Source organism: Amycolatopsis acidicola (assembly GCF_007713735.2).
GTDB lineage: Bacteria > Actinomycetota > Actinomycetes > Mycobacteriales > Pseudonocardiaceae > Amycolatopsis_E > Amycolatopsis_E acidicola.
Genome location: NZ_VMNW02000009.1, coordinates 113,358 through 137,729 on the forward strand (window position 1 = coordinate 113,358; position 24,372 = coordinate 137,729).

Annotated in this window: 23 protein-coding genes; 14 read left to right on the top strand and 9 right to left on the bottom strand. The window is 70.5% G+C overall.

Annotated elements, in window-relative coordinates; genetic code table 11:
• Position 1: 1 nt before the first annotated feature.
• From FPZ12_RS09115 to FPZ12_RS09165, 11 genes are read left to right on the top strand one after another with little or no spacing between them, the layout of a single operon-like run.
• Positions 2–1,183: an MCE family protein gene (locus FPZ12_RS09115; RefSeq protein WP_144760605.1), complete on the top strand. Its 1,182-nt coding sequence runs from the start codon at positions 2–4 to the stop codon at positions 1,181–1,183.
• Entirely contained in the window at positions 1,180–2,187 is a 1,008-nt protein-coding gene (locus FPZ12_RS09120) for an MCE family protein (protein ID WP_144760601.1), read from the top strand. The genes FPZ12_RS09115 and FPZ12_RS09120 overlap by 4 nt, the downstream gene beginning before the upstream one ends.
• Positions 2,181–3,188 (top strand): MCE family protein, encoded by a 1,008-nt coding sequence (locus FPZ12_RS09125; RefSeq protein ID WP_144760598.1) that lies wholly within the window; start codon positions 2,181–2,183, stop codon positions 3,186–3,188. Before FPZ12_RS09120 ends, FPZ12_RS09125 begins: the two co-directional genes overlap by 7 nt.
• Positions 3,189–3,196: 8 nt before the next feature.
• Entirely contained in the window at positions 3,197–4,321 is a 1,125-nt protein-coding gene (locus tag FPZ12_RS09130) for an MCE family protein (protein ID WP_166462650.1), read from the top strand.
• Positions 4,318–5,532 carry an MCE family protein gene (locus FPZ12_RS09135; RefSeq protein ID WP_144760592.1) on the top strand — a complete coding sequence of 405 codons (1,215 nt, stop codon included), beginning with the start codon at positions 4,318–4,320 and terminating at the stop codon, positions 5,530–5,532. Before FPZ12_RS09130 ends, FPZ12_RS09135 begins: the two co-directional genes overlap by 4 nt.
• Positions 5,532–7,055, top strand: a complete 1,524-nt coding sequence (locus tag FPZ12_RS09140) for an MCE family protein (protein ID WP_144760589.1) — start codon at positions 5,532–5,534, stop codon at positions 7,053–7,055. Before FPZ12_RS09135 ends, FPZ12_RS09140 begins: the two co-directional genes overlap by 1 nt.
• A 13-nt stretch (positions 7,056–7,068) precedes the next feature.
• The gene (locus tag FPZ12_RS09145) at positions 7,069–7,659 is read left to right on the top strand and encodes a hypothetical protein (protein ID WP_144760586.1); all 591 of its coding nucleotides are present in this window, start codon (positions 7,069–7,071) and stop codon (positions 7,657–7,659) included.
• Positions 7,656–8,444 (top strand): MlaE family ABC transporter permease, encoded by a 789-nt coding sequence (locus FPZ12_RS09150; RefSeq protein WP_243769755.1) that lies wholly within the window; start codon positions 7,656–7,658, stop codon positions 8,442–8,444. Before FPZ12_RS09145 ends, FPZ12_RS09150 begins: the two co-directional genes overlap by 4 nt.
• An 18-nt stretch (positions 8,445–8,462) precedes the next feature.
• Complete coding sequence (locus FPZ12_RS09155; protein WP_144760583.1) at positions 8,463–8,999, top strand: hypothetical protein; 537 nt, start codon at positions 8,463–8,465, stop codon at positions 8,997–8,999.
• A gap of 20 nt (positions 9,000–9,019) precedes the next feature.
• Entirely contained in the window at positions 9,020–9,556 is a 537-nt protein-coding gene (locus FPZ12_RS09160) for a hypothetical protein (RefSeq protein WP_144760580.1), read from the top strand.
• Complete coding sequence (locus tag FPZ12_RS09165) at positions 9,553–10,131, top strand: twin-arginine translocation pathway signal (RefSeq protein ID WP_144760577.1); 579 nt, start codon at positions 9,553–9,555, stop codon at positions 10,129–10,131. Before FPZ12_RS09160 ends, FPZ12_RS09165 begins: the two co-directional genes overlap by 4 nt.
• Before the next feature lie 265 nt (positions 10,132–10,396).
• On the opposite strand, the gene FPZ12_RS09170 is transcribed toward FPZ12_RS09165, so the two are convergent.
• The 5 genes from FPZ12_RS09170 to FPZ12_RS09190 all read right to left on the bottom strand — a co-directional run bounded on the left by FPZ12_RS09170 (position 10,397) and on the right by FPZ12_RS09190 (position 16,257).
• On the bottom strand, positions 10,397–11,233 hold the full coding sequence (locus tag FPZ12_RS09170) for a mycofactocin-coupled SDR family oxidoreductase (RefSeq protein ID WP_144756902.1): 837 nt from the start codon (positions 11,231–11,233) through the stop codon (positions 10,397–10,399).
• A gap of 8 nt (positions 11,234–11,241) precedes the next feature.
• A complete protein-coding gene (locus tag FPZ12_RS09175; RefSeq protein WP_144756904.1) occupies positions 11,242–11,718 on the bottom strand; it encodes a (2Fe-2S)-binding protein in 477 nt (158 codons plus the stop codon).
• Positions 11,711–12,586, bottom strand: a complete 876-nt coding sequence (locus tag FPZ12_RS09180; protein ID WP_144756906.1) for an FAD binding domain-containing protein — start codon at positions 12,584–12,586, stop codon at positions 11,711–11,713. The genes FPZ12_RS09175 and FPZ12_RS09180 overlap by 8 nt, the downstream gene beginning before the upstream one ends.
• Positions 12,583–14,913 carry a xanthine dehydrogenase family protein molybdopterin-binding subunit gene (locus FPZ12_RS09185; protein ID WP_144756908.1) on the bottom strand — a complete coding sequence of 777 codons (2,331 nt, stop codon included), beginning with the start codon at positions 14,911–14,913 and terminating at the stop codon, positions 12,583–12,585. The genes FPZ12_RS09180 and FPZ12_RS09185 overlap by 4 nt, the downstream gene beginning before the upstream one ends.
• 129 nt (positions 14,914–15,042) lie before the next feature.
• Positions 15,043–16,257, bottom strand: a complete 1,215-nt coding sequence (locus tag FPZ12_RS09190; RefSeq protein WP_243769756.1) for an acyl-CoA dehydrogenase family protein — start codon at positions 16,255–16,257, stop codon at positions 15,043–15,045.
• Positions 16,258–16,308: 51 nt separating this feature from the next.
• On the opposite strand from FPZ12_RS09190, the gene FPZ12_RS09195 reads away from it, so the two are divergent.
• The 3 genes from FPZ12_RS09195 to FPZ12_RS09205 are packed head-to-tail and all read left to right on the top strand — an operon-like array spanning position 16,309 to position 19,226.
• Entirely contained in the window at positions 16,309–17,430 is a 1,122-nt protein-coding gene (locus FPZ12_RS09195) for an acyl-CoA dehydrogenase family protein (protein ID WP_243769757.1), read from the top strand.
• A gap of 24 nt (positions 17,431–17,454) precedes the next feature.
• The gene (locus FPZ12_RS46320; protein WP_243769758.1) at positions 17,455–17,709 is read left to right on the top strand and encodes a hypothetical protein; all 255 of its coding nucleotides are present in this window, start codon (positions 17,455–17,457) and stop codon (positions 17,707–17,709) included.
• A gap of 41 nt (positions 17,710–17,750) precedes the next feature.
• Positions 17,751–19,226: a FadR/GntR family transcriptional regulator gene (locus FPZ12_RS09205; protein WP_144756910.1), complete on the top strand. Its 1,476-nt coding sequence runs from the start codon at positions 17,751–17,753 to the stop codon at positions 19,224–19,226.
• Between the two features lie 475 nt (positions 19,227–19,701).
• Here the strand turns inward: FPZ12_RS09205 and FPZ12_RS09210 are convergent, their stop codons facing one another.
• The 4 genes from FPZ12_RS09210 to FPZ12_RS09225 are packed head-to-tail and all read right to left on the bottom strand — an operon-like array spanning position 19,702 to position 24,310.
• Positions 19,702–20,928 (bottom strand): FAS1-like dehydratase domain-containing protein, encoded by a 1,227-nt coding sequence (locus FPZ12_RS09210; RefSeq protein ID WP_144756912.1) that lies wholly within the window; start codon positions 20,926–20,928, stop codon positions 19,702–19,704.
• Entirely contained in the window at positions 20,925–22,076 is a 1,152-nt protein-coding gene (locus FPZ12_RS09215; protein WP_144756914.1) for an acyl-CoA dehydrogenase family protein, read from the bottom strand. Before FPZ12_RS09215 ends, FPZ12_RS09210 begins: the two co-directional genes overlap by 4 nt.
• 9 nt (positions 22,077–22,085) lie before the next feature.
• Positions 22,086–23,114, bottom strand: a complete 1,029-nt coding sequence (locus FPZ12_RS09220; protein WP_424923582.1) for an acyl-CoA dehydrogenase family protein — start codon at positions 23,112–23,114, stop codon at positions 22,086–22,088.
• The gene (locus FPZ12_RS09225) at positions 23,111–24,310 is read right to left on the bottom strand and encodes a cytochrome P450 (RefSeq protein ID WP_144756918.1); all 1,200 of its coding nucleotides are present in this window, start codon (positions 24,308–24,310) and stop codon (positions 23,111–23,113) included. Before FPZ12_RS09225 ends, FPZ12_RS09220 begins: the two co-directional genes overlap by 4 nt.
• Positions 24,311–24,372: the final 62 nt, after the last annotated feature.

Genomic DNA, 24,372 nt, shown 5'->3' on the forward strand with positions numbered 1-24,372 from the left:
CGTGAATCCCCAGGCGCGGCCGCTCCGCTACAAGCTGTTCGGGCTACTCGGCGTGTGCGTGCTCGGCCTCGCGATTTTCCTGGTGTACGCCAGCTACAACGAGACCTTCGTCCCCGTCGTGCGGGCCGAAGTGATCGCCGACCGCAGCGGACTGCTGCTCGACGACAAGGCCGACGTGACCCTGCACGGGATGACGATCGGCGAGGCCCGGAGCGTCGATCTCGTGGAGGGACAGGCGCGCATCGAGATCGCGATCGACAGCGAATACGCCGACGCCGTGCCGCACAACGTGACGGCCCGGATCATCGCGCCCACGGTCTTCGGCGCGAAGTACATCGACCTCGTACCGCCGTCCGCGCCGAGCGCCGAAGCGATCACGGCAGGCGAAACGATCCGGGCGGAGAGCGTGTCCACCGAGACCGACTCGATGTTCGACAGCCTGATGAACCTGCTGACCACCGTGCAGCCGGCCAAACTGGACGCCACGCTCGGCGCGATCGCGACCGCACTGCAAGGGAAAGGCGCCGAACTGGGCCGGTTCGTCACGAACCTCAACACCTACCTCACCCGGTTCAACCCGACCCTGCCCGCGCTCGACCAGGACCTCAAGGCACTGCCCGGCGTCACGAACACCTACGCCGACGTCGCGCCGGACATCCTCAAGATCGCGGGCAACACCACCACGCTGAGCCAGACCGTCCAGGACAAGGAACCCGGGCTGAGTGCGCTCCTGCTGAGCCTCGGCCGCGTCTCCGACGACGGCCGCTCGCTGCTGGCCGACCAGGGGCAGCAGCTGGTGAACCTGCTCGACACGATGCGCCCGACCACCCAGCTGCTCGCGTACTTCTCCCCCGAGTTCCCGTGCACCTTCTCCACCATCAACAACCTGCGCAAAGCCAGCGCGCAGGCCGTCGGCGGCCAGTACAACGGGATCCACGGCATCATCACGTTCATGCCCGGCCAGCCGGGCTACCAGAAGGGCATCGACGACCCGAAGACGGTGACCGGCGGCGGCCCGAAGTGCTATCCCACGCTGCAGGCGTACGGGCAGCACTACGAGTTCCCCGACGGCACCACGACGCCCGATTTCTACCGCCAGACAACACAAGTCGTGGATCCGCTCGACCTCGCGCGCGAGATGCTGGGCCCCGGGATCGTGCCCTTCGTGGGGACCGGCCGATGAAGCGCGCCGGGCTGCTGGTCAAGGTCCTCGCCTTCGTCACCGCGACGGTGGTGATGACGGGCGCGCTGGTGGTGGTGTTCGGCGGGTTCCGCTTCGAGGCGACCAACACCTACGAAGCCGTGTTCGACGACATCTCCGGGATGAAGACCGCGAGCGAGGTGCGCGCCGCCGGGGTGGACGTGGGCCGGGTCGAATCCACCGACCGCCTGCCGGACAACACGATCCTGGTCACCTTCTCCGTCGGCACGAAGATCCCGCTCACCACCGGCAGCACCGCGGTGATCCGCTACAAGAACCTGGTCGGCGACCGCTACCTGCAGCTCGGTCCCGGCCCGGGCGCGCCGCTCCCCGCCGGCGGGAAGATCCCCAAGACGCAGACGCGGCCCGCGCTCGACCTCGACGCGCTGTACAACGGGTTCACCCCGCTTTTCCAGGGCCTGCAACCGGATCAGGTCAACCGGCTGTCCAGCTCGCTGATCGCCGTCCTGCAGGGACAGGGCAGCGCGGTCGATTCCCTGCTGTCCGATCTCGGCTCGGTCACCACCACGCTCGCGGACCGCCGCACGCTGATCAGCGGCGTGGTGGACCAGCTGAACACGGTGCTGGAAACGCTGGTGCAGCGGGCCCCGGAGCTCGACGACACGATCGTCAACCTGCAGACCCTCGTCAGCGGGCTGGCACAGGACCGCGAACAGCTCGGCGGCGACCTGGCCGGGATCGACGACCTCACCACGACCGTCGGCGACCTCCTCGCCAGGGAACGCCCGGGCCTGCAGGGAAACGTGGCGCAGCTGAGCCGGTTCTCCCAGGTGATCACCAGCGATCAGGCCGCGCTGGACAACCTGATCCGGCGGCTGCCCGGGTACTACGTCTCGCTCGGGCGGATCGGCGCGAACCAGAGCGCCTTCCAGTTCTACGTCTGCGGCGTGCAGCTGCGGCTCACGACCCCGGCCGGGAAGATCACCACTCCGTTCATCAACAGCGGGAACGTGCAGCGATGCTGATCATGAAGAAGAGGTTCCGCGAGCTGGACCCGCGCAAGGTCGGGGTGGCAGGCCTGCTGCTCGTGGTCGTGCTCCTCGTGCTGGCGCTGACGTCCGGCACCATCTACCGCTCGCTCACGAGCGCGTCCTATTCGGCCGTGTTCACCGAGGCGGCCGGGCTCGCGTCGGGCGCGGAGGTCCGCATCGGCGGCCTGGCGGTCGGCGAAGTGGACAGCGTGGAGCTGGAGGGCGGCCACGTGCGGGTCAAGTTTTCCGTGCAGGGACCGGGAAATCTCGGCGAGCAGACCGGCGCGGCGATCAAGACCGCCACCCCGCTCGGCGTGAAGTTCCTCGCCGTGCTGCCGTCCGGCACCGGGCAGCTCGCGTCGGGCGCCGAAATCCCGTTGAGCCGCACCAGTTCCCCGTACGACCTCGCCGGGGTCCTCGGCCAGCTCACCCAGCGCACGCAACAGCTCGACACCGGGAAGCTCGCCACGGCACTGGACACGGTCGCGACGACGCTGCGCGACACCCCGCAGGATCTGCGGAACGCGCTCGACGGCGTGAACCGGCTCGCGGGGACAGTGTCCGAAGAGGACCAGGGACTGCGGGATCTGCTGAGCCGCGCGAACACCGTGACCGGGGTGCTCGCGCAGCGCAACCGCGAGCTGTCCCAGCTGTTCGACGACGGGAACCTGCTGCTGGGCGAGCTCAACCAGCGCAAGGACGTGATCGCGCAGGTGCTGAGCAGCACCACCACGATGCTCGACCAGCTGAGCGGGCTGGTGCACGACAACCAGCAGCAGCTGCGGCCCGCGCTGGACCAGCTCCGCGGCGTCGTCGACCTGCTGAACTCCGACAACCAGCTGTTCGGGTCCGTGTTGCAGGGGCTGAACATCTACGCCGGCTCGCTGGGCGAGTCGGTCGGCGGCGGGCCCTGGTTCTACGGGTTCATCCCGGACCTGCCGCCGACGAACATCGTGCCGCTGCTCCCGGACGTGCTGAAAGCGGTGGGACCGTGAGGAAACTGGTGAGCTACCCGGTCCTGGTGATCGCGGTGATCCTGACGCTGGCCGCCGCGACCGCCGCGACGCTGCTGACCGTGAAGCCGGCCGAAAAGACCGTCACCGCCTACTTTTCCGAAACGCCGGGGCTCTACGCCGGTGACCCGGTGCGGATTCTCGGCGTGGACGTCGGCAAGATCGATTCGATCACCCCGCGGCAGGACGGGGTGAAGGTGACCCTGCACTACGACTCCAAGCTGCAGGTGCCCGCCGACGCGACCGCCGCCGTCGTCTCCCCCACGCTCGTCAGCAGCCGCTTCGTGCAGCTCACGCCCGTCTACACCGGCGGGCCCGCGCTGCCCGCCGACGCGACGATTCCCTTGTCCCGCACGGTGACCCCGGTCGAATGGGACAGCACCGTGCAGCAGATGACGCGGCTGGCCACCCAGCTCGGCCCGCAGCCGGGCCAGGTCACGGGCGCGCTGGGCCGCGTGGTCGACTCGGCGCAGGCGAACCTCGCCGGTCAGGGCGACCAGGTACACGACACGATCGCCAGCGCGTCGGCCGCGATGAGCACGCTCGCCGCGGGCGGCCAGGATCTCTTCGGCACCGTGCGCAACGTGCAGTCGATGGTGACCAGCCTGGCCCAGAACGACGCGGCGGTGCAGGCGTTCAGCCAGCAGCTGGCGAACGTCTCCTCGGTGCTGGCGGACAACCGCGACCAGCTGGCCACCGTGCTGCGCACGCTCGACCAGGTGGCCGGGCTCGTGCGGACCTTCGTGCAGGACAACCAGAACGCGCTCAGCGGCGATGTCGACGGGCTCGCCGGGATCGCCCGGCAGATCGCCGGGAACCGGCAGGCGCTGGCCGACTTCCTGCAGCGCGCCCCGCTCGGCGTCTCGAACTTCGCCAACTCCTACGACCCGACCGGCAGCCTGATGGCCGGCGCCTTCGCCATCACCAACTTCGGCGACCCCGCGACGTTCATCTGCTCGCTGATCTTCGCCGCGGGCGGGCACAACGACAACACCAACGCCACCTGCGAAGCCGCGATCGCGCCGTTCGTGCAGGTGCTGAAGATGAACAACGTCCCGCTCGTGGTCGACCCGCTGCAGACGTCGCCCCGGACCGACGGGGGTGGCGGACGATGAAGCGGACCGCGCGCCTGGTCGCCGCCGTCCTCACCGCGGCGCTGCTGCTGACGGGCTGCGACGGCGGCGTGCTCAACTCGCTCCCGCTGCCCTTCCGCGCGGGCACCGGCGACGACAGCTACCAGATCACCGTGCACCTGGCGGATCTGGGCAACCTGGTGCCCAACGCGGAGGTGAAGGTCGGCGACATCACCGTCGGCACGGTCACCGGGGTCGATTTCGACAACTGGACCGCGAAGCTCACCGTGAGCCTCGGCACCTCGGTCATCCTGCCCGCGAACGCCGAAGCCAGGGTGGCGCAGAAAAGCCTGCTGGGCGCGGAATACCTCGAACTTTCCCCGCCACGGCAAGGGCAGCCCGTCGGCACGCTGCGCGCCGGGGACGACATCCCGCTCAACCGCACCGGCCAGTACCCGGAGACCGAACAGCTGCTGGCCGCGCTGTCCGCGTTGCTGAACCAGGGCGGGCTTTCGCAGCTGCAGACGATCACCGCCGAGCTGAACGACGCGCTCGGCGGGCACGAGGGCGACGCGAGGGATCTGCTGCACAACGTCGATTCGCTGGTGTCCGAACTCAACGCCCGCAAGGGAGACATCGTCACCGCGCTGCAGAACCTGGACCGGCTCACCGCCACGCTGAGCCGGCAGACCCAGGTGATCGACAACGCACTGCGCACGATCCCGCCGGGGCTGGCCGCGCTCGAACGGCAGCGGGCGAGCCTCGTCCAGACGCTGAACTCGGTGTCCGCGTTCGGTGACGTCGCGACGAGGGTGATCAACCAGAGCAGTGCCGACCTGCACGCGAATCTCCAGTCGCTGCAACCGGTCCTGGGCGAACTGGCCGACTCGGGCAAGGACCTCACCGAGTCGATGGGGATCCTGCCCACCTTCCCGTTCGCTTCCAACACGTCGTTCCCGGCGGTGGTCAACGGCGACTACGGCAACCTCTACATCACCATCGACCTGGACGCGAAAACGTTGAGCGACAACCTGTTGCGCGGGTTCACCCTCGCCGGGGTGCCGCTGCTCGGCGGCTCGTCGCTGGCCGGCGCGCTCGTCCAGTCGAACCCGCTGACCGCGGGCCTGGCGCAGGTGATCCCGCTGCCGCTCGGGCAGCCCGGCCCCGTTCCGGCGGCGCCGACGCCCGCTCCCCGGCCGGATGGCGGGCTGCTCGGCGGGCTGCTCGACGTCCTCGTGCCCGGAGGTCACTGATGCTCGGCAGGATGGTGCGCGGCCAGCTGATCGCCTTCGTCATCGTGACCGTGCTCGGCGTGGCTTTCGTGTGCGTGCGGTACGTCCAGGTCCCCCGGATGCTCGGCATCGGCACGTACTCCGTGACCCTCGACCTGCCCCGCACCGGGAGCCTGTACGAGAACGCGCTGGTCACTCTGCGCGGGGTGGAGATCGGCAAGGTGGACCGCCTGGACCTGAGCCGGACCGGGGTGCGCGTGGTGCTGGGCATCGACGACGGCATCACGGTACCCGGGAACGCGGCCGTGTCCATCCGCAGCACCTCGGCGATCGGCGAGCAGTACGTGAACTTCGAGCCCGGCGCCACGGCCGCGCCGGCGTTGCGGGACGGGCAGGTGATCCCGGCCGATCAGGTGAGTTTCCCCGCGCCGGCCGGGGACATGCTGTCCTCGGTGACCCAGCTCGCTTCGACGCTCCCACTGGACAAGCTGAACGGGACCGTCGACGAGCTGTACCACGCTTTCGACGGCACCGGCCCGTACCTCCAGCAGTTCCTGAGCTCGGCCGCGCAACTGCAGCAGCTGGCGGACGCCAACCTCGATCCCACGGTCAAGCTCGTCCGGGACCTGGTGCCCGTTCTCGCGACACAGCACGAGATCGGTCCACAGGTGCGCGGGTTCACCGGGGATCTGGCGGCCGTGACGGACACGCTGCGCTCCTCGGACTCCGACATCCGGGGCGCTATCGACAAGACCGGGCCGATGGCCGACGCGCTCGACTCGCTGCTCAACCAGATCCGGCCCACGCTGCCGCAGCTGCTCACCGACCTGTCCTCGACCGGTCAGGTGCTGCGCGCGTATCTGCCCAACCTCAACCACGTGCTCGTGGTGTTCCCGGCCGCCGCGTCCAATCTGACCAGTACGACCGGCTGGGGCATCCAGGACTCCGGCCGCAACCCGCCGCCCTATTCGGCGATGGGGTTCAAGCTGACCTTCAACCAGCCGCCGCCGTGCACCACCGGCTACGACCCGGACCGCATCGCGCCGACGGACCTGTCCAACTCGCGCCCGCCGCCGACCGACGCCTACTGCAAGGAACCGAAGAGCTCGGACATCGAGGTCCGCGGCTTCCGCAACGCGCCCTGCCCGGAGGGCAGTCCGGCGGGCACTGGCAGCACGGGCGCGACGGCGGCGCAGTGCGGGTGGAACTTCCAGAGCCCGGCCGACGCCAAGGCCGCCACCGACGCCGCGGTGCGGCACATGCTCGAGGTGGCCGCGCGGAATCCGAAGACACGCGCGGAAAACGAGGCGTTCATCGGCAAGGACGATTTCACCACCGAGGATCCGGCGCCCGAGCCCGGGGCGGTCAACGGGGCGGGCAACACCTCGCACGAGGGACCGAACGGGCTGTTCGCCACCGACGGCAAGACCTATCTCAACGGGGCCGCGCTGCCGTTGCCCGAGGTCGGCCTGGCCGATGGCAGCCCCGTGTCCGGGGCGGCGCAGTTCCTGCTCGCCCCGCTGCTGACGCCGACCGGATCGTGAGGAGGAGAGCCGAGTGACCGTCGAAGAAACCACGCTCGACGACGAACCCGGGGTGGCGAAAAAGAAGGAGCGCCCGGACTCGTGGCGGCCTTCGCCCCGGCCCCGCAAGTGGAGCGTGCGCCACGGCCGCGGTCTGGTGTGGACGTTCCTGGTGTCGGTCGTGCTCATCGTGGCGCTGGCCGCCGCGGGCGGTGTGCTGTGGTACGTCCGCGCGCAGCACGACCACCAGCAGCGCGACGCCGCGATCACGGTGGCGGCGCGGGAAGAGGTGCTCGCGTTGCTGAGCCTCGACCCCGCCACCGTGCAGGCTTCGCTGGACCGCGTGCTGCGCGGCGCGACGGGCGGGTGGCGGCAGGAGTTCGCGCGGAACGCCGACCAGTTCACCCAGGTCGTCCACAATGGACAGGTCAGGGCGCAGGCCACGATCGGCGCGTCGGCGATCCAGAACGCCGCCGACGACCGCGCCACGGTGCTCGTCTCGGCGAACGCGGTGATCGCGAACTCCGATTCGCCACAAGGGTATCCGGCGGTCTACCGGGTGCTGATGAGCCTGGAGAACTCCGGCGGTTCGTGGCTCGTCTCCGATCTGCAGTTCGTCGCGTGAGCACGGGGATGGTCGCGTTCAAGCCCGCCGCGGTGGTCCGGATGATCGGCGGGTTCACCGCCCTGTGCCTGGACACGCTGCGCGCGATCTTCCGGCGGCCCTTCCAGGTCACCGAGTTCCTGGAGCAGACGGTGTTCCTGGCCAGGGTCACGATCCTGCCGTGCATCTTCCTCGCCGTGCCGTTCCTCGGGGTCACGATCTTCTTCGTGAACCAGCTGCTGGCCCAGATCGGCGCGATCGATCTCTCCGGCGCGGGCACCGCGCTGGCCGTGATCCGCGAGATCGGGTCGATGGCCAGCGTGCTCGTGCTGGCCGGCGCGGGGTCCACGGCGATCTGCGCCGATCTGGCCTCGCGGAAGATCCGGGAGGAGATCGACGCGATGGAGGTGCTCGGCGTCGACCCGATCCACCGGCTCGTGGTGCCGCGGGTGCTGGCGGCGACGGTGGTGGCGCTGGGGCTCAACGCGCTGGTGTGCGTCGTGGGCATCAGCACCGGGTACTTCTTCTCGGTCGTGGTGCAGGGCGCGAGCCCGGGGCAGTTCGTGGCCAATCTTCCGTTGCTGGTGGGGCTTTCCGACGTGGTCGTCGGCGTGGTGAAGGTGGTCGTCTTCGGGCTGGCGGCCGGGCTGGTGGGCTGTTACCGGGGGCTGACGGTCGGCGCGGGCGCGAAGGGCGTCGGCGAGGCGGTGAACGAAACCGTGGTGCTGGTGGTGACGATCCTGTTCGTCGTGAACACCGTCATCACGCTGATCTACATGCAGTTCGGCGGAAACAACGGACTCTGACGAGGAAGGGGTGGCGCCATGGCGTTCGCCGGGTTCCCGCGGGCGGTGGTCACCAGAGGGGATCGCGCCCTGCCGAAGGGAAAACCGCGGATCGTCCTCGCCGCGTTCGCGGTGGTGCTCGCGCTCGCCGGTGCCGGAGCGGTGACCGTGCTGACGTTGTCCACACTGGACACGACGAGGTCGGAGCAGGCGGGCAAGGACGCGGTGGCCGCGGCGCTGGACCTCACGCCGAAGCTGCTCGACTACGACTACAAGACGATCGACGCGGACCTCGCGCGCGCCCAGTCGGTCACGACCGGCGACTACTGGGCGCAGAACGGACTGGCCGGCACGCTCAAGCCCGCGGTCGTCGCGCAGGAAGCGAGCACGCACACGGTGGTGCAGGCCGCCGGGGTCGCCGACGCCCAGCCCGACCGGGTGGTCGTGCTGGCGTTCCTCAACCAGACCACCACCGGGAAGAACCTGTCCGCGCCGCGGGTCGACAGCCGCGTCGCCAAGGTCACCGTGGCGCGGGTGGACGGCCGGTGGCTGCTCGCCGCCTTCGAGCCGCTGTGACCGACGGAGAGGAGACCACCATGACGGTCACCGAAGAGGCGCCCGCCGAGGTCGAGGAGAAGCCGCCGCCCTCGCCGAAACGGTGGCTCATCGGGATGCTCGTGCTCCTGCTGGTCCTCACGGCCGCGCTGGTCACCGGCGGGATCCTGCTGCGGCCGGTCCAGGAGTACCGCTCGGCAGGCGATCGGCGGGACGCGATCCTGGCCGCTGCCAAGGACGTGGCGCAGCTTTCGTACTCGCTGGACTACGAGACTTTCCCGCAGCAGTCGTCGAAGATCGCCGGCGCGACGACGGGCTCATACCGGCAGGGGCTGCTCGACAGCAGCCAGGGGCTCGGGTCGATCCTGAGCCAGGGCAAGGTGAAGTCCAATGCCACGATCACGGCGGCCGGGGTGGAGAAGGACGACGCCAACACCGCCACGGTGCTGATGTCGATCACCGTGCAGATCACCAACACCGAGCTGAAGACGCCGCAGACACGGTACTACCGGGTCGCGATCGGTCTGGTGCGGCAGGGTGCGCAGTGGCTCGTCCAGTCGAATGACGTGATCGCATGAAGAAACTCCTTGTGCTGCCCGCACGGTTGTGGCGCTGGGTCCGGCGTGCGCCTGCGGCCTTTTTCCGCCGTGCCACACGGGTTTCGGTCCGGAAGCGGCGGGTCGGGTTCGCCCTGCTGACGGTGCTGACGCTCGTCGCCGTGGCAGGCGCGACGGTGTTGTTCTTCGCGCAGCGGCGCGCGGAGGCGATCACGAGCGCACGGTTCGACGCGGTGGCGCAGGCGCGGCTGAAGGTGGCGGAAGTGCTGTCGTACAAGGCGGACACGATCGACAGTGACATCGACCGGGCGCGGCAGGACACCGCAGGCACCTTCGCCGAGTACTACGTTCCCTTCGCGCAGCAGGCGATCGCGCCCGCGGTGAAGCAGGAGGGCACGTCTTCGGTCGCGATCGTGAGCCGCGCGGCGGCGGTGAGCGCGGACGCCGGGACGGTGGTCGTCGTGGTGTTCATCGACCAGCGGACGTCGAGCAAGGCCCAGCCGGACCCGCGCGCCACGTCGAGCACGGCCCGCGTCACCATGACGAAGGTCGCCGGCACGTGGCTGATCAGTGAGCTGACCCCGACCTCATCCTAGGGATGGCCGCCCCACCACGCACCAAACCGGCACCCGGCAACGAAACCCGGGAACACCCACCGACCACACCCCTCCACCGCCCCGATCCCCAGCCGTCCCTTGCGATCTTGACGCTGGGTCAAGGCATCTTTCCCGCCTTGACGCGGCGGCAAGATCGCGAACACTCACAGATCGGGGCGGTGGTGGGGTGCACACAGCGCGCCCGCGCGCGTCCGTTGCTGCCGCAACGCAACCCGCTCACCCAACGCAACCCCAACGCAACGACCTACTTCAGCATGCTCCCCGCATCGACCGGCATGGTCAGCCCGGTGATGTAACGGGCCTCGTCCGAGGCGAGGAACAGGACGGCGTTGCTGATGTCCTCCGGCTCGACCCACGGCACCGGCAGCATGTGCGCCAGCTGCGACAGCGGGGCGAAGTCCTCCTTCGTCGGGTTCTCCAGATCGGGCCGGAACATCTTGAACGTCGCGTCGTTCATCACCATCGGCGTGTTGACCTGCGTCGGGTGCACCGTGTTGACCCGGATGCTGTGCTGCGCCAGCTCGACGGCCAGCGTCCGCATCACGCCGACCACCCCGTGCTTGGCCGCGACGTAGTGCCCGGTGTGCGGATAAGCCTTGAGCCCGCCCACCGAACTGGTCAGCACGATCGACCCGCCACGCCCGCCTTCGACGATGTGCGGGATGCCCGCCTTCGCGGTGAGCCACACGCCCATCAGGTTGACGTCGATCATGTCGCGCCAGATCTTCTCGGTCATCTCGGCCAGCGTGCTGCCGTCGGTGCCGATGCCGGCGTTGGCGACGATGATGTCGAGGCGCCCCAGCTCTTCGACGCCGCTGTCGACCGCAGCCTTCATCGCGTCGAAGTCCCGCACGTCCGCCTGCGTGGCGAGCATGCGCCGCCCCTCCTTCTCCACGAGGGACACCGTCTCGGCGAGGTCCTCCGGGGTCGAGAGCGGGAACGGGACGTCGTCGAGCTGTTTGCACACGTCGATGCCGATGATGTCGGCACCCTCCTGCGCGAGCCGTACCGCGTGGCTGCGGCCCTGCCCGCGCGCCGCGCCCGTGATGAAAGCGACCTTGCCCGCAACACGTCCAGCCATTGCCTACCTCATTCCTGTTCGGACCGCGCCGCCGCGCGGACGGCCTTGAGGATCCCCTGGTACCCGGTGCACCGGCAGAGGTTCCCGCTCAGTGCTTCGCGGATCCGGGCATCGGTCGGTTCGGGGTTGTCGCGCAGCAACGCCGTGGCCGACACGACGAATCCCGGGGTGCAGAACCCGCACTGCAGCCCGTGGTGCGCGCGAAACGCTTCCTGCACAGGGGAAAGCTCGCCGTCGGCCGTGGCGAGGCCCTCGACGGTGGTGACCTCGGCGCCGTCGGCCTGCGCGGCGAAGACCAGGCACGCCCGCACGGCGTCGCCGTCCAGCAGCACCGTGCAGGCCCCACAGACCCCGTGCTCACAACCGAGATGCGTGCCGGTGAGCCCGCACCTCCCGCGCAGATAATCGGCGAGCGTCAGCCTGGGCTCCACGATGTCGCGGCGCGGCACGCCGTTCACCTTCAGCTCGATCTCGACCTCAGCCATGCCGCGCCTCCTCGACTGCTCGCTGCCAGGCGCGGGCGACCATCGCGGCGCCGACGCGGGTGCGGTACGCGGCGGGCCCGTGCAGATCCGAAGGCACGGAGTCCAAGGGCGCCACCGCATCCCGCCCAACATCGGCGGCGACGATGTCCGCGGCGGCCCGGCCCGTCAACGCTTCCTCCAGGGCGTGCGCGCGCCACGCCGAAGGGCCCAGCCCGAACAGCCCGATCGCGCACCGGGCCACGCGGTCCACGTCGTCCAGCTCGACGGCGATCGTGGCTCCGGCGATCGCGAAATCGCCGTGGCGCCGGGCGAGCTCCTCGATCGCGAACCCGGATCTTGCCGTGCGCACAGGGAAAGTGATGCCGGTGAGCACCTCGTCCTCGTCGAGGGCGGTGCTCCACAGGCCGGTGAAGAACTCGGCCGCCCGAATCGTGCGGGAGCCTCGCGGCGACACCGCCTCGAACTCGGCGTCCAGGGTGAGGGCGACCGCCGGGTACTCCGCGGCGGCGTCGGCGTGCGCGAGCGAACCGCCCAGGGTGCCGCGGTTGCGGATCTGGAAATGCCCGATCAGCGGCGTCGCCCTGGCCAGCAGCGGGACGGTCTCCGCGAGCTCCGCCGAGCGCTCGATCTTCGCCTGCGTGGTCGCCGCGCCGACCCACACCACGCCGTCCCGCCGCTCGATGCCCCGCAGCCCGGTCACCCGGCGCAGGTCCACGAGATGCTCGAAAACGGCCAGGCGAAGGGAAAGCATCGGCATCAGGCTCTGCCCGCCCGCGATCAGCTTCGCTTCGTCGCCCAGTTCGGCGAGCAGGTGCACGGACTCCTCGACCGTGCCGGGCGCGTGGTATTCGAAGGCCGCCGGTTTCACGCTTCCCCCTTCTCGATCAGCGCGACGATCGCGGCCGGGGACAGCGGCAGGTCGGTGATCTCGACCCCGAACGGCGTCAGCGCGTCGGCCACCGCGTTGAGCACGGCCGGCGTCGCGCCGATCGCCCCGCCTTCGCCCACGCCCTTGTAACCGCCGGGTCCACCGCTCGGCGTTTCCACGTGGCCATACTCGATTTCCGGCACTTCGGTGGTGGTGGGCAGCAGGTAGTCCATGAACGTGGTCGCGACCGGGTTGCCGTCCTCGTCGTAGGCGAGGTGCTCGTAGAGCGCGCCGCCGATCCCCTGCACCGTGCCGCCGGCGATCTGGCCTTCGACGACGTCCGGGTTGATCATCGGGCCGCAGTCCTCGCTCACGATGTGCCGCCGGATCTTCACCTCGCCGGTCACGATGTCCACCTCGCAGACGCACACGTGGGTGGCGTTCGCCCAGACGATCGGCACCCGCGCGCGGTAGCGGGCGCTGGCTTCGAGCCCGGCGGGCACGCCGGGCGGCAGCGCGTCGACCTGGAAGTACGCCATCGCCGCGATTTCCGCCAGCGGCAGCCCTTCCGAGGGCACGCCCCGCACGCGGGCGCGGCTGCGTTCGAGCTCGATGTCCTCGGGCGCGACCTCCATCCGGTGCGCCGCGATGGCGATGATCCGCTCCCGCAGCGCCGAAGCCGTCTCCTCCACCGCCCCGGCGATCATCGACCCGGACCGGCTGCCACCCGTGCCGCCGCCGAACGGGGTGATCGCGGTGTCGCCCTGGATCGTGTGCACGTCGGCGATGTCGGCGCCGAGCGCGTCGGCGGTCAGCTGGACCGTCGTGGTCTCCAGGCTGTTTCCGGTGGAGCCGCCGGAAACGTACACGTTGATCTTGCCGGAGGGCTCGATCCGGATCGTCGCGCCCTCGGTGGAATGCAGGCCCAGCCCGGCGGCCGTTGGCTCGATGTAGGTGCAGGTGCCGACGCCGAGGTAGCGGCCCGCCTCGCGCGCCTGCGCCTGCTCCCGGCGGAACTTGTCGTAGTCCAGGAGCTTCAGCGCGTGCTCGAAGGTCTCCAGCGGGGTCACGTCGGAGTAGGGCATGCCGTTCGGGTTGAAGTACGGCATTTCGTCCTGCCGCAACAGGTTCCGCCGCCGCAGCTCGATCGCGTCGACCCCCAGCCGCCGCGCCGCCCGGTCCAGCAGCAGCTCCCGCGTGACCGACTCGAACTGCCACGGCCCGCGGTACGCGGAGCGGCCGGTGGTGTTCGAGAAGACCGTCTTGCAGGTGAACGACGCCTGCGGAACCCGGTACGGGCCGGGGAAGAGCATGCCGACCGCGGCGGCGTTCTGCACCGGCCACGGCGTCGGATACGCGCCGACGTCCTCCACGTACCCGATGTGCGCGGCCAGGATCGCGCCGGTTTCGTCGAACGCCAGCCGCACGTCGCCGTGCCCGTGGCGCGACTGGCCCGCCGACAGCAGGTTCTCGCGGCGGTCCTCGATCCACTTCACCGCGGCGGGCAGCTTCCGCGCCGCCAGCAGCACGCACATGTCCTCGCGCATCGGGACGACCTTCTGCCCGAAGCCGCCCCCGGTGTCGCGCATGATCACGCGCACGCTGTGTTCCGGCAGCCCGAGCAGGCGCGAGCAGAACAGCCGCACCTCGTGCGGCGACTGGGTGGACGCCCAGACCGTCAGCTCGCCCTCCGGCGCCGACCACTCCACCACCAGCCCGCGCGTCTCCATCGGGACCGGGGCGCAGGCCTGCTGGCGGATCGTCGTTTCGACGACGTGCGCCGCCTGGTCGAACACCTCGGCCAGGTCCTCCGGCGGGCGGCCGTTCAGCTCTCCCGCGACGTTGTCCGGCCATCCGGAGTGGACGGATTCCCCGGACTGCACGGCGGTCGCGTAGTCCACCACCGGCGGCAGCGGGTCGTAGTCGACGACCACCAGCTCCGCCGCGTCCTCGGCGAGGTAACGGTCCGTCGCGACGACCATCGCCACCGGGTCGCCCGCGAACTTCACCTCGCCCTCGGCCAGCGGCGGGCGCGGATTGTCCGGCACGTCGCGGCCGATCAGCGTGTACCACTGTTCCCGCACATCCGGGTTGAGGTCCTCGGCGAAGAACACCGCGTGCACGCCGTCGAGCGCGAGTGCTTCGGTCGCGTCCACCGCCGTGATGCGGGCGCGGGCGAGCGGGCTGCGGACGAACGCCGCGTGCAGCATTCCCGGCCGGACGACATCGTCCACAAAGGACCCGTGCCCGGTGAGCAGGCGGGGGTCCTCGACCCGCGGCACGCGCGTCCCGGCGTACCGGGACGCGGCCGGATTCAAGACGGTCACTCGGTCCTCCTTGATCGGGTGGAGCTCGTCCAAACGGCGGAGTGCCGGTGCGTGGAACGAATGCTGAGCACTCGCTTGAAATCTGTTGGTCACCTGCTTAGCACAGCGCGACCATGGCAGGCAAGGAGTTCAGCGCGGCAGGCCGAGCGCCCGCTCCGCGATCTGGTTCCGGAGCACCTCGTTGGCGCCGCCGGCGATCGTGTAGGCGCGGGAGTACAGGTGCGCGTCCTGCCACCAGCCCCCGGCCACGGCGCCCGGATCGGCCTCCGTGAGCAGGCCTTCGGTGCCCTGCAGGCGCACGCCGTACTCGGCGAGGTCGTGGTTCACCTCGCTGAAGAAGATCTTGCCCAGCGGGCCGTCGCCGGGCTGCTCGGTGTGGTGCAGCAGCCGGGACTGCGCCATCGCCACCATCGCGGCGTTCACGTGCGCGCGCGTCGCCAGCTCGCCGATACGTTGGCGCGTGGCGGAATCCTCGAGCGCGGGCGCCCCGCCGACGGACGCTTCCTCGGCCAGTTCGAGCAGGCCGTCGAGCATCGCGAACAGCTCCACCCCGCGTGCGGCGACACCCGAGCGCTCACGGCCGAGGCTGCTCATCGCCACGCGCCAGCCGCCGTTCACGTCGCCGAGGACGTCGGCCGCCGGAATCCGGACCCCGTCGAGGAAGACCTCGTTGAAGTCGGTGGTGCCGGTGATCTCCCGCAGCGGCCGCACGCGCACTCCCTCGGCGCGCATGTCGAGCGCGAAAGCGGTGATCCCCTTGTGCTTGGGGGCATCCGGGTCCGTGCGCGCCAGCAGATAGCCGCGGTCGGCGTGCTGCCCGTTGGTAGTCCAGACCTTCTGACCGTCCACAATGAACACATCGCCCTCGCGGCGGGCCCTGGTGCGCAGGGCGGCGAGGTCGCTGCCGGCGTCCGGCTCACTGAACAGCTGACACCACACGTCCTCGCAGCCGCGGATGCGCGGCAGGAACCGCGCGCGCTGCTCTTGGGTGCCGAACTCGATGAGCGCGGCCGACGCCAGCGAGCCCGCCCCGATCGGCGACCACGTGCGGGCGCGGGCGATTTCCTCGGCCACCACGAAGGGTTCCAGCGGATGCGCGCCGGGCCTGCCGCCGTACTCAGCCGGCCAGTCGATGCCGAGAAAGCCCGCCTCGTACAGTTTCGCGGTCCACTCGCGGATCGCGGGCATCAGCCCGGACTCGGGCGCACGGACCCCGGCGTGCTCCTTGACCCCGGGCGCGTGCTCGGCGACGAACGCCCGCACCTTCCGCCGGAACGCTTCGAGTTCCGGCGTGGACTCCAGCCGCATCGGTATCCGCTCCTCGTCGTCCAGGGTCGACCGCACCCGTAAAAGAGGATACTTTGTTGGACAGGACGGACGCTATGCCCCGGGACGGTGGATGTGGACTTCGAGTTGAGCGACGAGCAGGCGATGCTGCGCGAGGCGTCGGCCGGGCTGCTCGCCGACCACGCGCCGATCGACGCCGTCCGGCGGCAGCTGGACGGCGGAACGGACGTGGACCCCGAGTTCTGGCGGCTGGCGGCCGGACTCGGCTGGCCCGGGCTGGCGCTGCCCGAGGAGTACGGCGGTGCCGGAGGGGGCCTGGTCGAACTCGCATTGGTGGCCGAGGAAATCGGCCGCGCGGCCGCCCGCGGGCCGTTCCTGCCGACGACACTCGTCGGCGGCGCGCTGGCGCGGTCCGGGCCGGAGGAGCTGCGGGCCAAGGTCGTTCCCGTGCTGGCCGACGGGTCCGCCTGGGCCACCTGGGCTTTCACCGAACCGCACGCGCCGTGGACACTGGACGGCGTGCGCGCCATGGCCCGCACGGACGGCGATTCCGTTGTGCTGGACGGAATCAAGAGCGCGGTGCAGGACGCGGGCCAAGCACGCTGGCTGCTGGTGACAGCGCTGCACGAAGGACTTCCGGCGTCATTCCTCGTCGACCGTGACGCCCCCGGCGTGACGGTCCGGCGGCAGCAGGTGCTGGACCTGACCCGCGCGTTTTACGAAGTGCGGCTCGACGCCGTGCGGGTGCCCGCGGGACGCCGTGTGGACGTGGACCACCAGCGGCTGCTGGACGACGCGTCGGTGTTGCTGGCGGCCGAAACGCTCGGCGTGCTCGACAGGCTGCTCGCGATGACGGTGGCCTACATGAAGGAACGGGTGCAGTTCGGCAGGCCGCTGGGCTCTTTCCAAGCGGTCAAACAGAAATGCGCCACCATGGCCGCGTTCGTGCACGGCGTCCGCGCGGCCACCTACTATGCGGCCATGACAGCCGACGCGGGCGAGCCGGACGCGGCGAAGGCCGCGTGCGTCGCCGCGTCCTACTCCAGCGACGCGGCCGGGAAAGTGGCCGGCGAAGCACTGCAGCTGCACGGCGGGATCGGCTTCACCTGGGAGCACGACCTGCACCTCTACCTCCGCCGGGCCGAAGTGGACGGCGTGCTCCTCGGGAACGCCGCGATCCACCAGGACAGGCTGTGCTCCCTGATCCGGCGAGACCGCGCGCCGCGCTGACGCGGCAGCTTCCACCCCGTCGACGTGACCGACTTCGAGGGCACCGAACAGGCGCTCGCCGAGGCAAAGGACGCCCCCTCCCCGAAACGGATGGGGCTGCCCGTGGAGTACGCCAAACTCGTCCTCGCGATCGTGGACGACCCGATGCGCGACGGGCAGTGCCTCCGGCTCGACGCGGGCCGGCGGTTCGCCCCAGATGACAGTGAAGAGGTAACCCTATTCAGCGGTACCGACCCGCCAGTAGCACGTAGCGGGCGGAACCGGGGGCCCGGCCGGTAGACTGAGGATACGCAAAACGCCCAGTTTGAGGAGCTACCCGGATGGCGACCGCCGTCGATCTCGAGCCGGCCGACGGCGAGCGGAGCCCGGATTCGCCCGTCGGCAAACTCGCCGCCCAGATCGCGCACCGCATCGAGGCGGACGTGATGCGCCGCGGCTGGCCGGTCGGTGAGTCGCTGGGGTCGGAGCAGGACCTGCGCGAGCGGTTCGGGGTCAGCCGCGCGGTGCTGCGCGAGGCGGTCCGGCTGGTCGAGCACCACCAGGTGGCGCGGATGCGGCGCGGCCCCGGCGGCGGCCTGCTGGTGTGCGCGCCGGACGCGGGCCCGGCCACCCGGTCGATGGTCATCTACCTCGAATACGTGGGCACCAGCGTCACCGAGCTGCTGGACGCGCGGCTGCTGCTGGAGCCGATCGCGGTCGGCCTGGCCGCGGAACGGCTGACGGAGAACGGCATCACCACGCTGCGCGCCAGCCTCGAGGACGAACTGGCCCGCCGCAACGAGAAGGGCGTCTGGGCGCGGGATTCGCTGCACACGCTGCTCGCCGGGCTGTGCGGGAACCCGGTGCTGCACCTGTTCGTCGACGTGCTCAACCGGCTCACCGCCCGCTACGCGAACACGTCGCGGCGGATCTCGCGGTCGGAAATGCTGGCCGCGAAGGAGGTTTCCTACGGGGCGCACCAGGCGATCGTCGACGCCGTGATCGCCGGGGACGGGGCGCGGGCGCAGACGAAACTGGCCGAGCACCTGGAGGCTTCGGCGGCGTGGATCGAAAAGCACCGCGTGCGCCGCACCCGGCTGGCGGGCACCGTGATCGAGCCCGAGACCGCCGGCGGCGCGCACGCGAAACTGGCGGAGGTGGTCGCCGCCCGCATCCACGACGACATCGCCACCCACGGCTGGCAGGTCGGGTCGGCGCTCGGCTCGGAGGCGGATCTGCTGGCGCGCTACGGGATCAGCCGCGCCGTGCTGCGGGAAGCCGTGCGGCTGCTGGAATACCACTCGGTCGCGCGGATGCGGCGTGGTCCCGGTGGCGGGCTGATCGTCGCCGAGCCGGAGCCGCAGGCCAGTATCGACACGATGGCGCTGTACCTGGAGTACCAGGGCGTGACCGGGGACGACCTGCGCATCGTGCGGGACGCGATCGAACTGGGCACCGTCGCGCAGGTCACCGCCCGCCACGCGGAGGGTGACGCGCAGGTGGCGGAGCGGCTGGAGTCGGCGGTGCGGTGGGCGACGGAGGGCCCGGCGGACCAGCCGCGCAAGGCGGACCTGTTCCACTCGGAGCTGGCGGAGCTGGCGGGGAACCCGGTGCTGTCGCTGTTCCTCGGCATCATCACGGAGCTGTTCCGCCGGCACGCGGCGGGGCAGAACCAGGCCCTGCCCGGTGACAAGGCCGCGGACGAGGTGCAGCACGTGCACCAGCGCATCCTGGACGCGATCATCGACGGCGACGCCGGCGTGGCCCGCCACCGCATGCGACGCCACCTCGACGCGCTGATCCCTTGGTGGCATTGAGTTTCCGGGGGCGCTGAGTTCGCTGGGAGAGGCGGCCACCGTCAGGAGCGCGGGGTGGGGCGGGGCGGCGCGGCGCGTCGGCGCGCCCGCGCGGGCAGCGGCCACCACGCGCGCCCGGGCAGCCAACACACCCGCGGCAACAGCCGACACGCGCACCCCCGCGCGGGTAACGGCGACGGCCGCCGCAGCGGTCACCACGCGCGCCCCGCGCGGGTAGCGGCCACGCGCCGCGGGCAGCCAACACTCCCACCGCAGCCGCCAACACCCCCGCACGGGCAGCCAACACGCCACCGGCAGCGGCCGACACACGCACCCGGGCGACCATCACGCGCGCCCGCGCGGGCAGCGGCCGCAGCCAACACTCCCACCTCAGCCGCCAACACCCCCGCACGGGCAGCCAACACGCCACCGGCAGCGGCCGACACTCCCAGCCCCAGCGGCAAACACGCCCGCCCCAACCGCCACCGCGGCCCGATCAACCCACCCGAAACCGCGCCAGCTCGTGTGCCACGGCGCCGTCGAGGTCGTCGGCGGGCGGGGCCGGGAGTTCGACCGGCGACTCCCGGGTCGGCAGCAGCACCACGGCCTCGCCCGGGGTGGTCACCTCGCCCCGCTGGTTCTCGCAGCGCACCGCCACCCGCACTTCGGCGCGGCCGTCCGCCTGACGTTTGTCCACCACCTCCCCGTGCACCCACGTCGTGTCACCGAGGTAGTTGAACTTCCGGTGCTCGCACCGCAGCCGCCACAGCCAGCCGTCATCGCCGGCCCAGTCGGTGAGCAGGTGGCACAGCCACGTCTCCCGCATCCCGCCGTAATCGTACGAACCCGGCAGCCCCAGCTCCCGCGCCCGCGCGGGCTCCCAGTGCAGCCGCTGCACGGTGTCCGGGATGTTCAGCCCGTTCGGCGGGTACAGCCCGGGCGCCTTCCGCCGGACGTTCGCCGCGATCTTGAACGCCCCCGGCGGCGTCAGCTGCATCCCCCAGCCCAGATGCCACACCACGACATCGGTGGTGGTCAGCGGCCCCTTCACCTTGGGCTGCAGCACATCTCCGACCCGCACGTCCTCCCAGTACCGCGGTTCCCCGCCACGCCGGGCCTCCGCCGCGTACGCCGAGTCGATCTGCCGCAGCTGCCCCTCCGTGTAAGGCGGCTGCTCCCATTTCTCCTTGGCCCGCTTCTTCGACGTGTGCCGTTCGACGTTGATCCACGTGCCCCGCCGCACGGCGTGCAGTTCGCCGCGGCCGTTCGTGTACAGATAGTCGTTGGTGACGTGGGCGGTGCGGCCGCCGAAGCTGCTTTCCTTGGCCTGCACGCCCACCTGCGTCTGCAGCACCCGGCACCGGTCCCCCAGCACCAGCGGCCGCCACCATTCGAACTCCATCACGGCCTGGTACGAACCGAGCCCGGCGAAGGGGTCGCCCTTCAGCAGGGCCTTGGTCTCCGCGTCCGGTGCCGGCGCGGCGTCCTCCCCCATCGTGTACAGGAAAGTGGGCGGCGCGACGAGCGAGCCCCAGCGGGTGCCGGCGGCGTAGTCCGGGTCGCAGTAGAGCGGGTTGTCGTCGCCGTAGCCGTAGGCGAAATGCCGCACCCCGTCCCAGGTCACTTCGTAGTTGTGCGGCGGATTCTTCTGCGGGACAGGCACTCCGAGCCGCCGCCGGGACCGTTCGAGCACTTCGTCGGTCAGCACGCCATAAGCGGTCAACGCGGCTCCTCACGAGGTAGTCCCAGGATCTGCTCGGCGATGGTGTTGCGCTGGATCTCCGCGGTACCGGCGCCGATCGTCGACGCGCGGGTGCGCAGGAATCCCCACACCCACCGGCCCCCCTGCACGGCATGCGGATCGTCCCGGCCGAGCGCGCCATACGGCCCCAGCAGGTCGACGGCGAACTCGTGCAGGTCCTGTTCGAACGTGACGAGGAACAGCCGCGACGTCGACGACGCGGGCCCGGGTTCGCCGTGGGAGAGGATGTCGGAGATCGTGCGCATCCCGGTCTGGCGCAGCACGCGCACGCGGATTTCGAAGTCCGCCAAGCGATCCCGCACCAGCGGGTCGGCCGCCGCGCCGGTTTCGCGGGCCAGTTCGATCAGCTCGTCGAGCACGCGCCGGTAGCGGGTCGCCTGGTTCATCGCGCCCGCGGCCCGTTCGTGGCCGAGGCTGGTGCGCACGAGCGGCCAGCCCTCGTTCTCCTCGCCGATCCGGTTCACGACCGGCACGCGCACGTCCTCGAAGAAGATCTCGCAGAAATGCGCGTCCCCGGTCAGGTCGCGCAGCGGCCGCACCGTCACCCCTGACGCGTGCGCGTCGATGAGCAGGTAGCTGATCCCCTTCTGCCGGGATTCCCGCGTGCCCGTGCGGACGAGCGTGAACAGGATGTCGGCGATATCGGCCGCGCTGTTCCACACCTTCTGCCCGCTGACGACGTACTCGTCCCCCTCACGCCGCGCCGTCGTGCGCAGCGCGGGCAGGTCCGAGCCCGCCTCCGGTTCGGAATAGCCCTGCGCCCACACTGTGTCGCCGCGCAGCATCGGGCGCAGAAAGCGCTCTTTCTGGTCCGCCGTCCCGTATTTGATGATCGTCGGAGCCGCGATCCCGGGGCCGGTGCCGAGCGGACCGGGCACCTTCGCCCTCGCGTACTCCTCCTGGTAGATCACCTGGCGGGCGAAGCTCAGCTCCATCCCGCCGTATTCGCGCGGCCAGCTCGGCCCGGCGAACCCCGCGTCGAAAAGTTCGGCGAGCCAGGCCTTTTGCCACGCGAGCCGGTCGGCCGGATCCTTCGGGCGCCGGCCGGGGTGGGACTCCGTCAGGAACTTCCGCAGCCGGGCGCGGAACTCCTCGTCGCTTTCGGTCATCCGGTCCCCTCAGATCCCGGCCAGCCCGGCGAGCCGGGCCCGGTGCGCGACGGGCGTGCCGAACAACAGCTCGGCCGACTTCGCCCGCTTCAGATGCAGGTGCGCGTCGTGCTCCCAGGTGTAGCCGATCCCGCCGTGGATCTGGATGTTCTCCTTGGCCGCCCGGGTGTACACGCGCGAGCAGTACGCCCCGGCAGCCGCGGCCGCCGCGGGCCGCTCGTCCTTCGGGCACGACGCGGCGAAACCCGCCGCCGAACGCGCGGCGTCCACTTCGACCAGCAGGTCTGCGCATTTGTGTTTGATGGCTTGAAAAGAGCCGATGGGTCTCCCGAACTGGACCCGCGTCTTCGCGTACTCCACCGCCATGTCCAGACACGCCTGCGCGCCGCCCACCTGTTCCGCGGCCAGGGCGATCACCGCCAGGTCCACGGCCTCGCGCAACGCTTCTTCCGAGCCGACGAGCGCCGCTGGGGTGCCGGCGAATTCGAGCTTGCCCAGCCGCCGCGTCGGATCGAGGGCGTCGAGCGGGCACCGGCGGAAACCGTCTTCCACGGCGAACAAACCCAGTCCTGACGACGTGCGCGCCGCCACCAGCACCAGTTCGGCCGCCGGGCCGTCGACGACGAACATCGCGGTACCGCTCACCGTCCAGCCCTTGCCGGATTTCGTCGCGGTGATCGTGACATCTTCGAGCCGCCCGGTGTCCGATACGGCCAGGGTCGCGGTCCGCGAACCCTCCACAATGGAGGAAAGCAGGCGCTCGTCACCGCAGGCGGCGAGCGCCTGCCCGGCCAGCGCGACCGTCGCGAAGAACGGCGACGGCAGCAGCGCGCGCCCCGTTTCCTCCAGCACGATGGCGAGTTCGGCCAGGCCACCCTCCGCGAGCGCCCCGAGCCCGAGCTGCGATGTCAGCTGCCGCCACACGGCGGGGTCGAAGCCCGCCTCGGACCGCATCCACTGCCGCACCGCCGCGCTCGGGGACTTGTCCGCCAGGAAGCGCCGTACGGAGTCCCGCAGCTGATCCTGTTCTCCCGTCACCATTCGAGCCGCAGGGATTTGATGCCGTACATATTGCCGGTCTCCTCCAGTTCCTGGCCCGCGGCGATCCGGTAGTCCGGGATGCGCCGGTGCCACTCCTCGACCGCCACGTTCAGCTCCAGCCGCGCGAGGTGTGAGCCGAGGCAGCGGTGCGGTCCCGAGCCGAAGGCGATGTGGTTGCTCGTCCGCCGTGTCAGGTCCACTTCGGACGGATTCTCGTAGCGGCCGGGATCCCGGTTGCTCACGGCGAGCGGGAGCATCACCATCTCCCCGGATTTCACCGGGCAGCCGCCGATCTCGATGTCCTTCGTCGCCTTCCGCGCCGGGATGACGAACGAGTACACGCGCAGGATCTCCTCCACACTCACCGGGATCAGTGACGGGTCGGCGACGATGGCCGCGCGCTGTCCGGGATGGGTGGCGAAGTGGTAGAGCGACCACCCGACCGAGATCGGCACCGTGTCCAGGCCCGCCTGGAACATCAGCACGCAGAACGCGTGCAGGTCGCGGTCGCTGATCGGCTCGCCGTCGATCTGCCACGTCATCGCGCGGGACAGCAGGTCGTCGGTCGGGGCCTCGCGGCGCCGCGCGATCTGCTCCCCGAAGTAGGCCGACACGGCGTTGATCCCGGCCAGCTGCCTGCCGCGGTCCGGGTCCTGCTCGTAGGACAGGTGCAGGATTTCGTGCACCCAGCCGAGGAACACGTCCAGGTCCTCGGGCGGCAGGCCCATCAGGCGCAGGAAGATCTTCGTCGGGAAGCGGCGGGCGAACTCGTCCAGCACGTCGGCCCCGCCGTGGCCGGCGAACCGCTCGATCGTCTCCACCGCGACCTGCCGGATCTCCGGCTCACGGCGAGCGACCGCGTTGGGCGAGAACTCCCTGCCCAGCAGCCTTCGCCACTTGCTGTGCAGCGGCGGGTCGAGCATTTCGGGGATCCACAGGAACTTCGGGTCCGGGTCGAGCGCCGTGACCGATTTGCTGGAGAAGGTTTCCCAGTCCTGCAGCGCCTCCTGGATCGCCGGGCCGTCGGTGACGACCCAGAACCCGCGCGCGGTGCTGCTGCGGAACCCGCTGTGCGCGGCGGAGATCTCGTCCCACCGGCGGTGGTGGCTCAGCACGGGGCCGCCGGCGGTGTTGTCGTAGGAGAAGGAGGGGACGCCGTCGTAGGTGCCCTCGGGCTCGAGCGTCGTGCTCATCGCGGATCCTCTCGTCGTCGGGAGGCAATTATGTACACCGATTTCGGCGCCTGATGGGCCAG

What these genes read in the sequence shown, in the direction of transcription:
- FPZ12_RS09120 (WP_144760601.1), top strand. Translation starts at nt 1,180, where the DNA reads ATGAAGCGCGCCGGGCTGCTGGTCAAGGTCCTCGCCTTCGTCACCGCG.
- FPZ12_RS09125 (WP_144760598.1), top strand. Translation starts at nt 2,181, where the DNA reads ATGCTGATCATGAAGAAGAGGTTCCGCGAGCTGGACCCGCGCAAGGTC.
- FPZ12_RS09135 (WP_144760592.1), top strand. Translation starts at nt 4,318, where the DNA reads ATGAAGCGGACCGCGCGCCTGGTCGCCGCCGTCCTCACCGCGGCGCTG.
- FPZ12_RS09140 (WP_144760589.1), top strand. Translation starts at nt 5,532, where the DNA reads ATGCTCGGCAGGATGGTGCGCGGCCAGCTGATCGCCTTCGTCATCGTG.
- FPZ12_RS09155 (WP_144760583.1), top strand. Translation starts at nt 8,463, where the DNA reads ATGGCGTTCGCCGGGTTCCCGCGGGCGGTGGTCACCAGAGGGGATCGC.
- FPZ12_RS09160 (WP_144760580.1), top strand. Translation starts at nt 9,020, where the DNA reads ATGACGGTCACCGAAGAGGCGCCCGCCGAGGTCGAGGAGAAGCCGCCG.
- FPZ12_RS09165 (WP_144760577.1), top strand. Translation starts at nt 9,553, where the DNA reads ATGAAGAAACTCCTTGTGCTGCCCGCACGGTTGTGGCGCTGGGTCCGG.
- FPZ12_RS09170 (WP_144756902.1), bottom strand. Translation starts at nt 11,233, where the DNA reads ATGGCTGGACGTGTTGCGGGCAAGGTCGCTTTCATCACGGGCGCGGCG.
- FPZ12_RS09175 (WP_144756904.1), bottom strand. Translation starts at nt 11,718, where the DNA reads ATGGCTGAGGTCGAGATCGAGCTGAAGGTGAACGGCGTGCCGCGCCGC.
- FPZ12_RS09205 (WP_144756910.1), top strand. Translation starts at nt 17,751, where the DNA reads ATGGCGACCGCCGTCGATCTCGAGCCGGCCGACGGCGAGCGGAGCCCG.
- FPZ12_RS09215 (WP_144756914.1), bottom strand. Translation starts at nt 22,076, where the DNA reads ATGACCGAAAGCGACGAGGAGTTCCGCGCCCGGCTGCGGAAGTTCCTG.
- FPZ12_RS09225 (WP_144756918.1), bottom strand. Translation starts at nt 24,310, where the DNA reads ATGAGCACGACGCTCGAGCCCGAGGGCACCTACGACGGCGTCCCCTCC.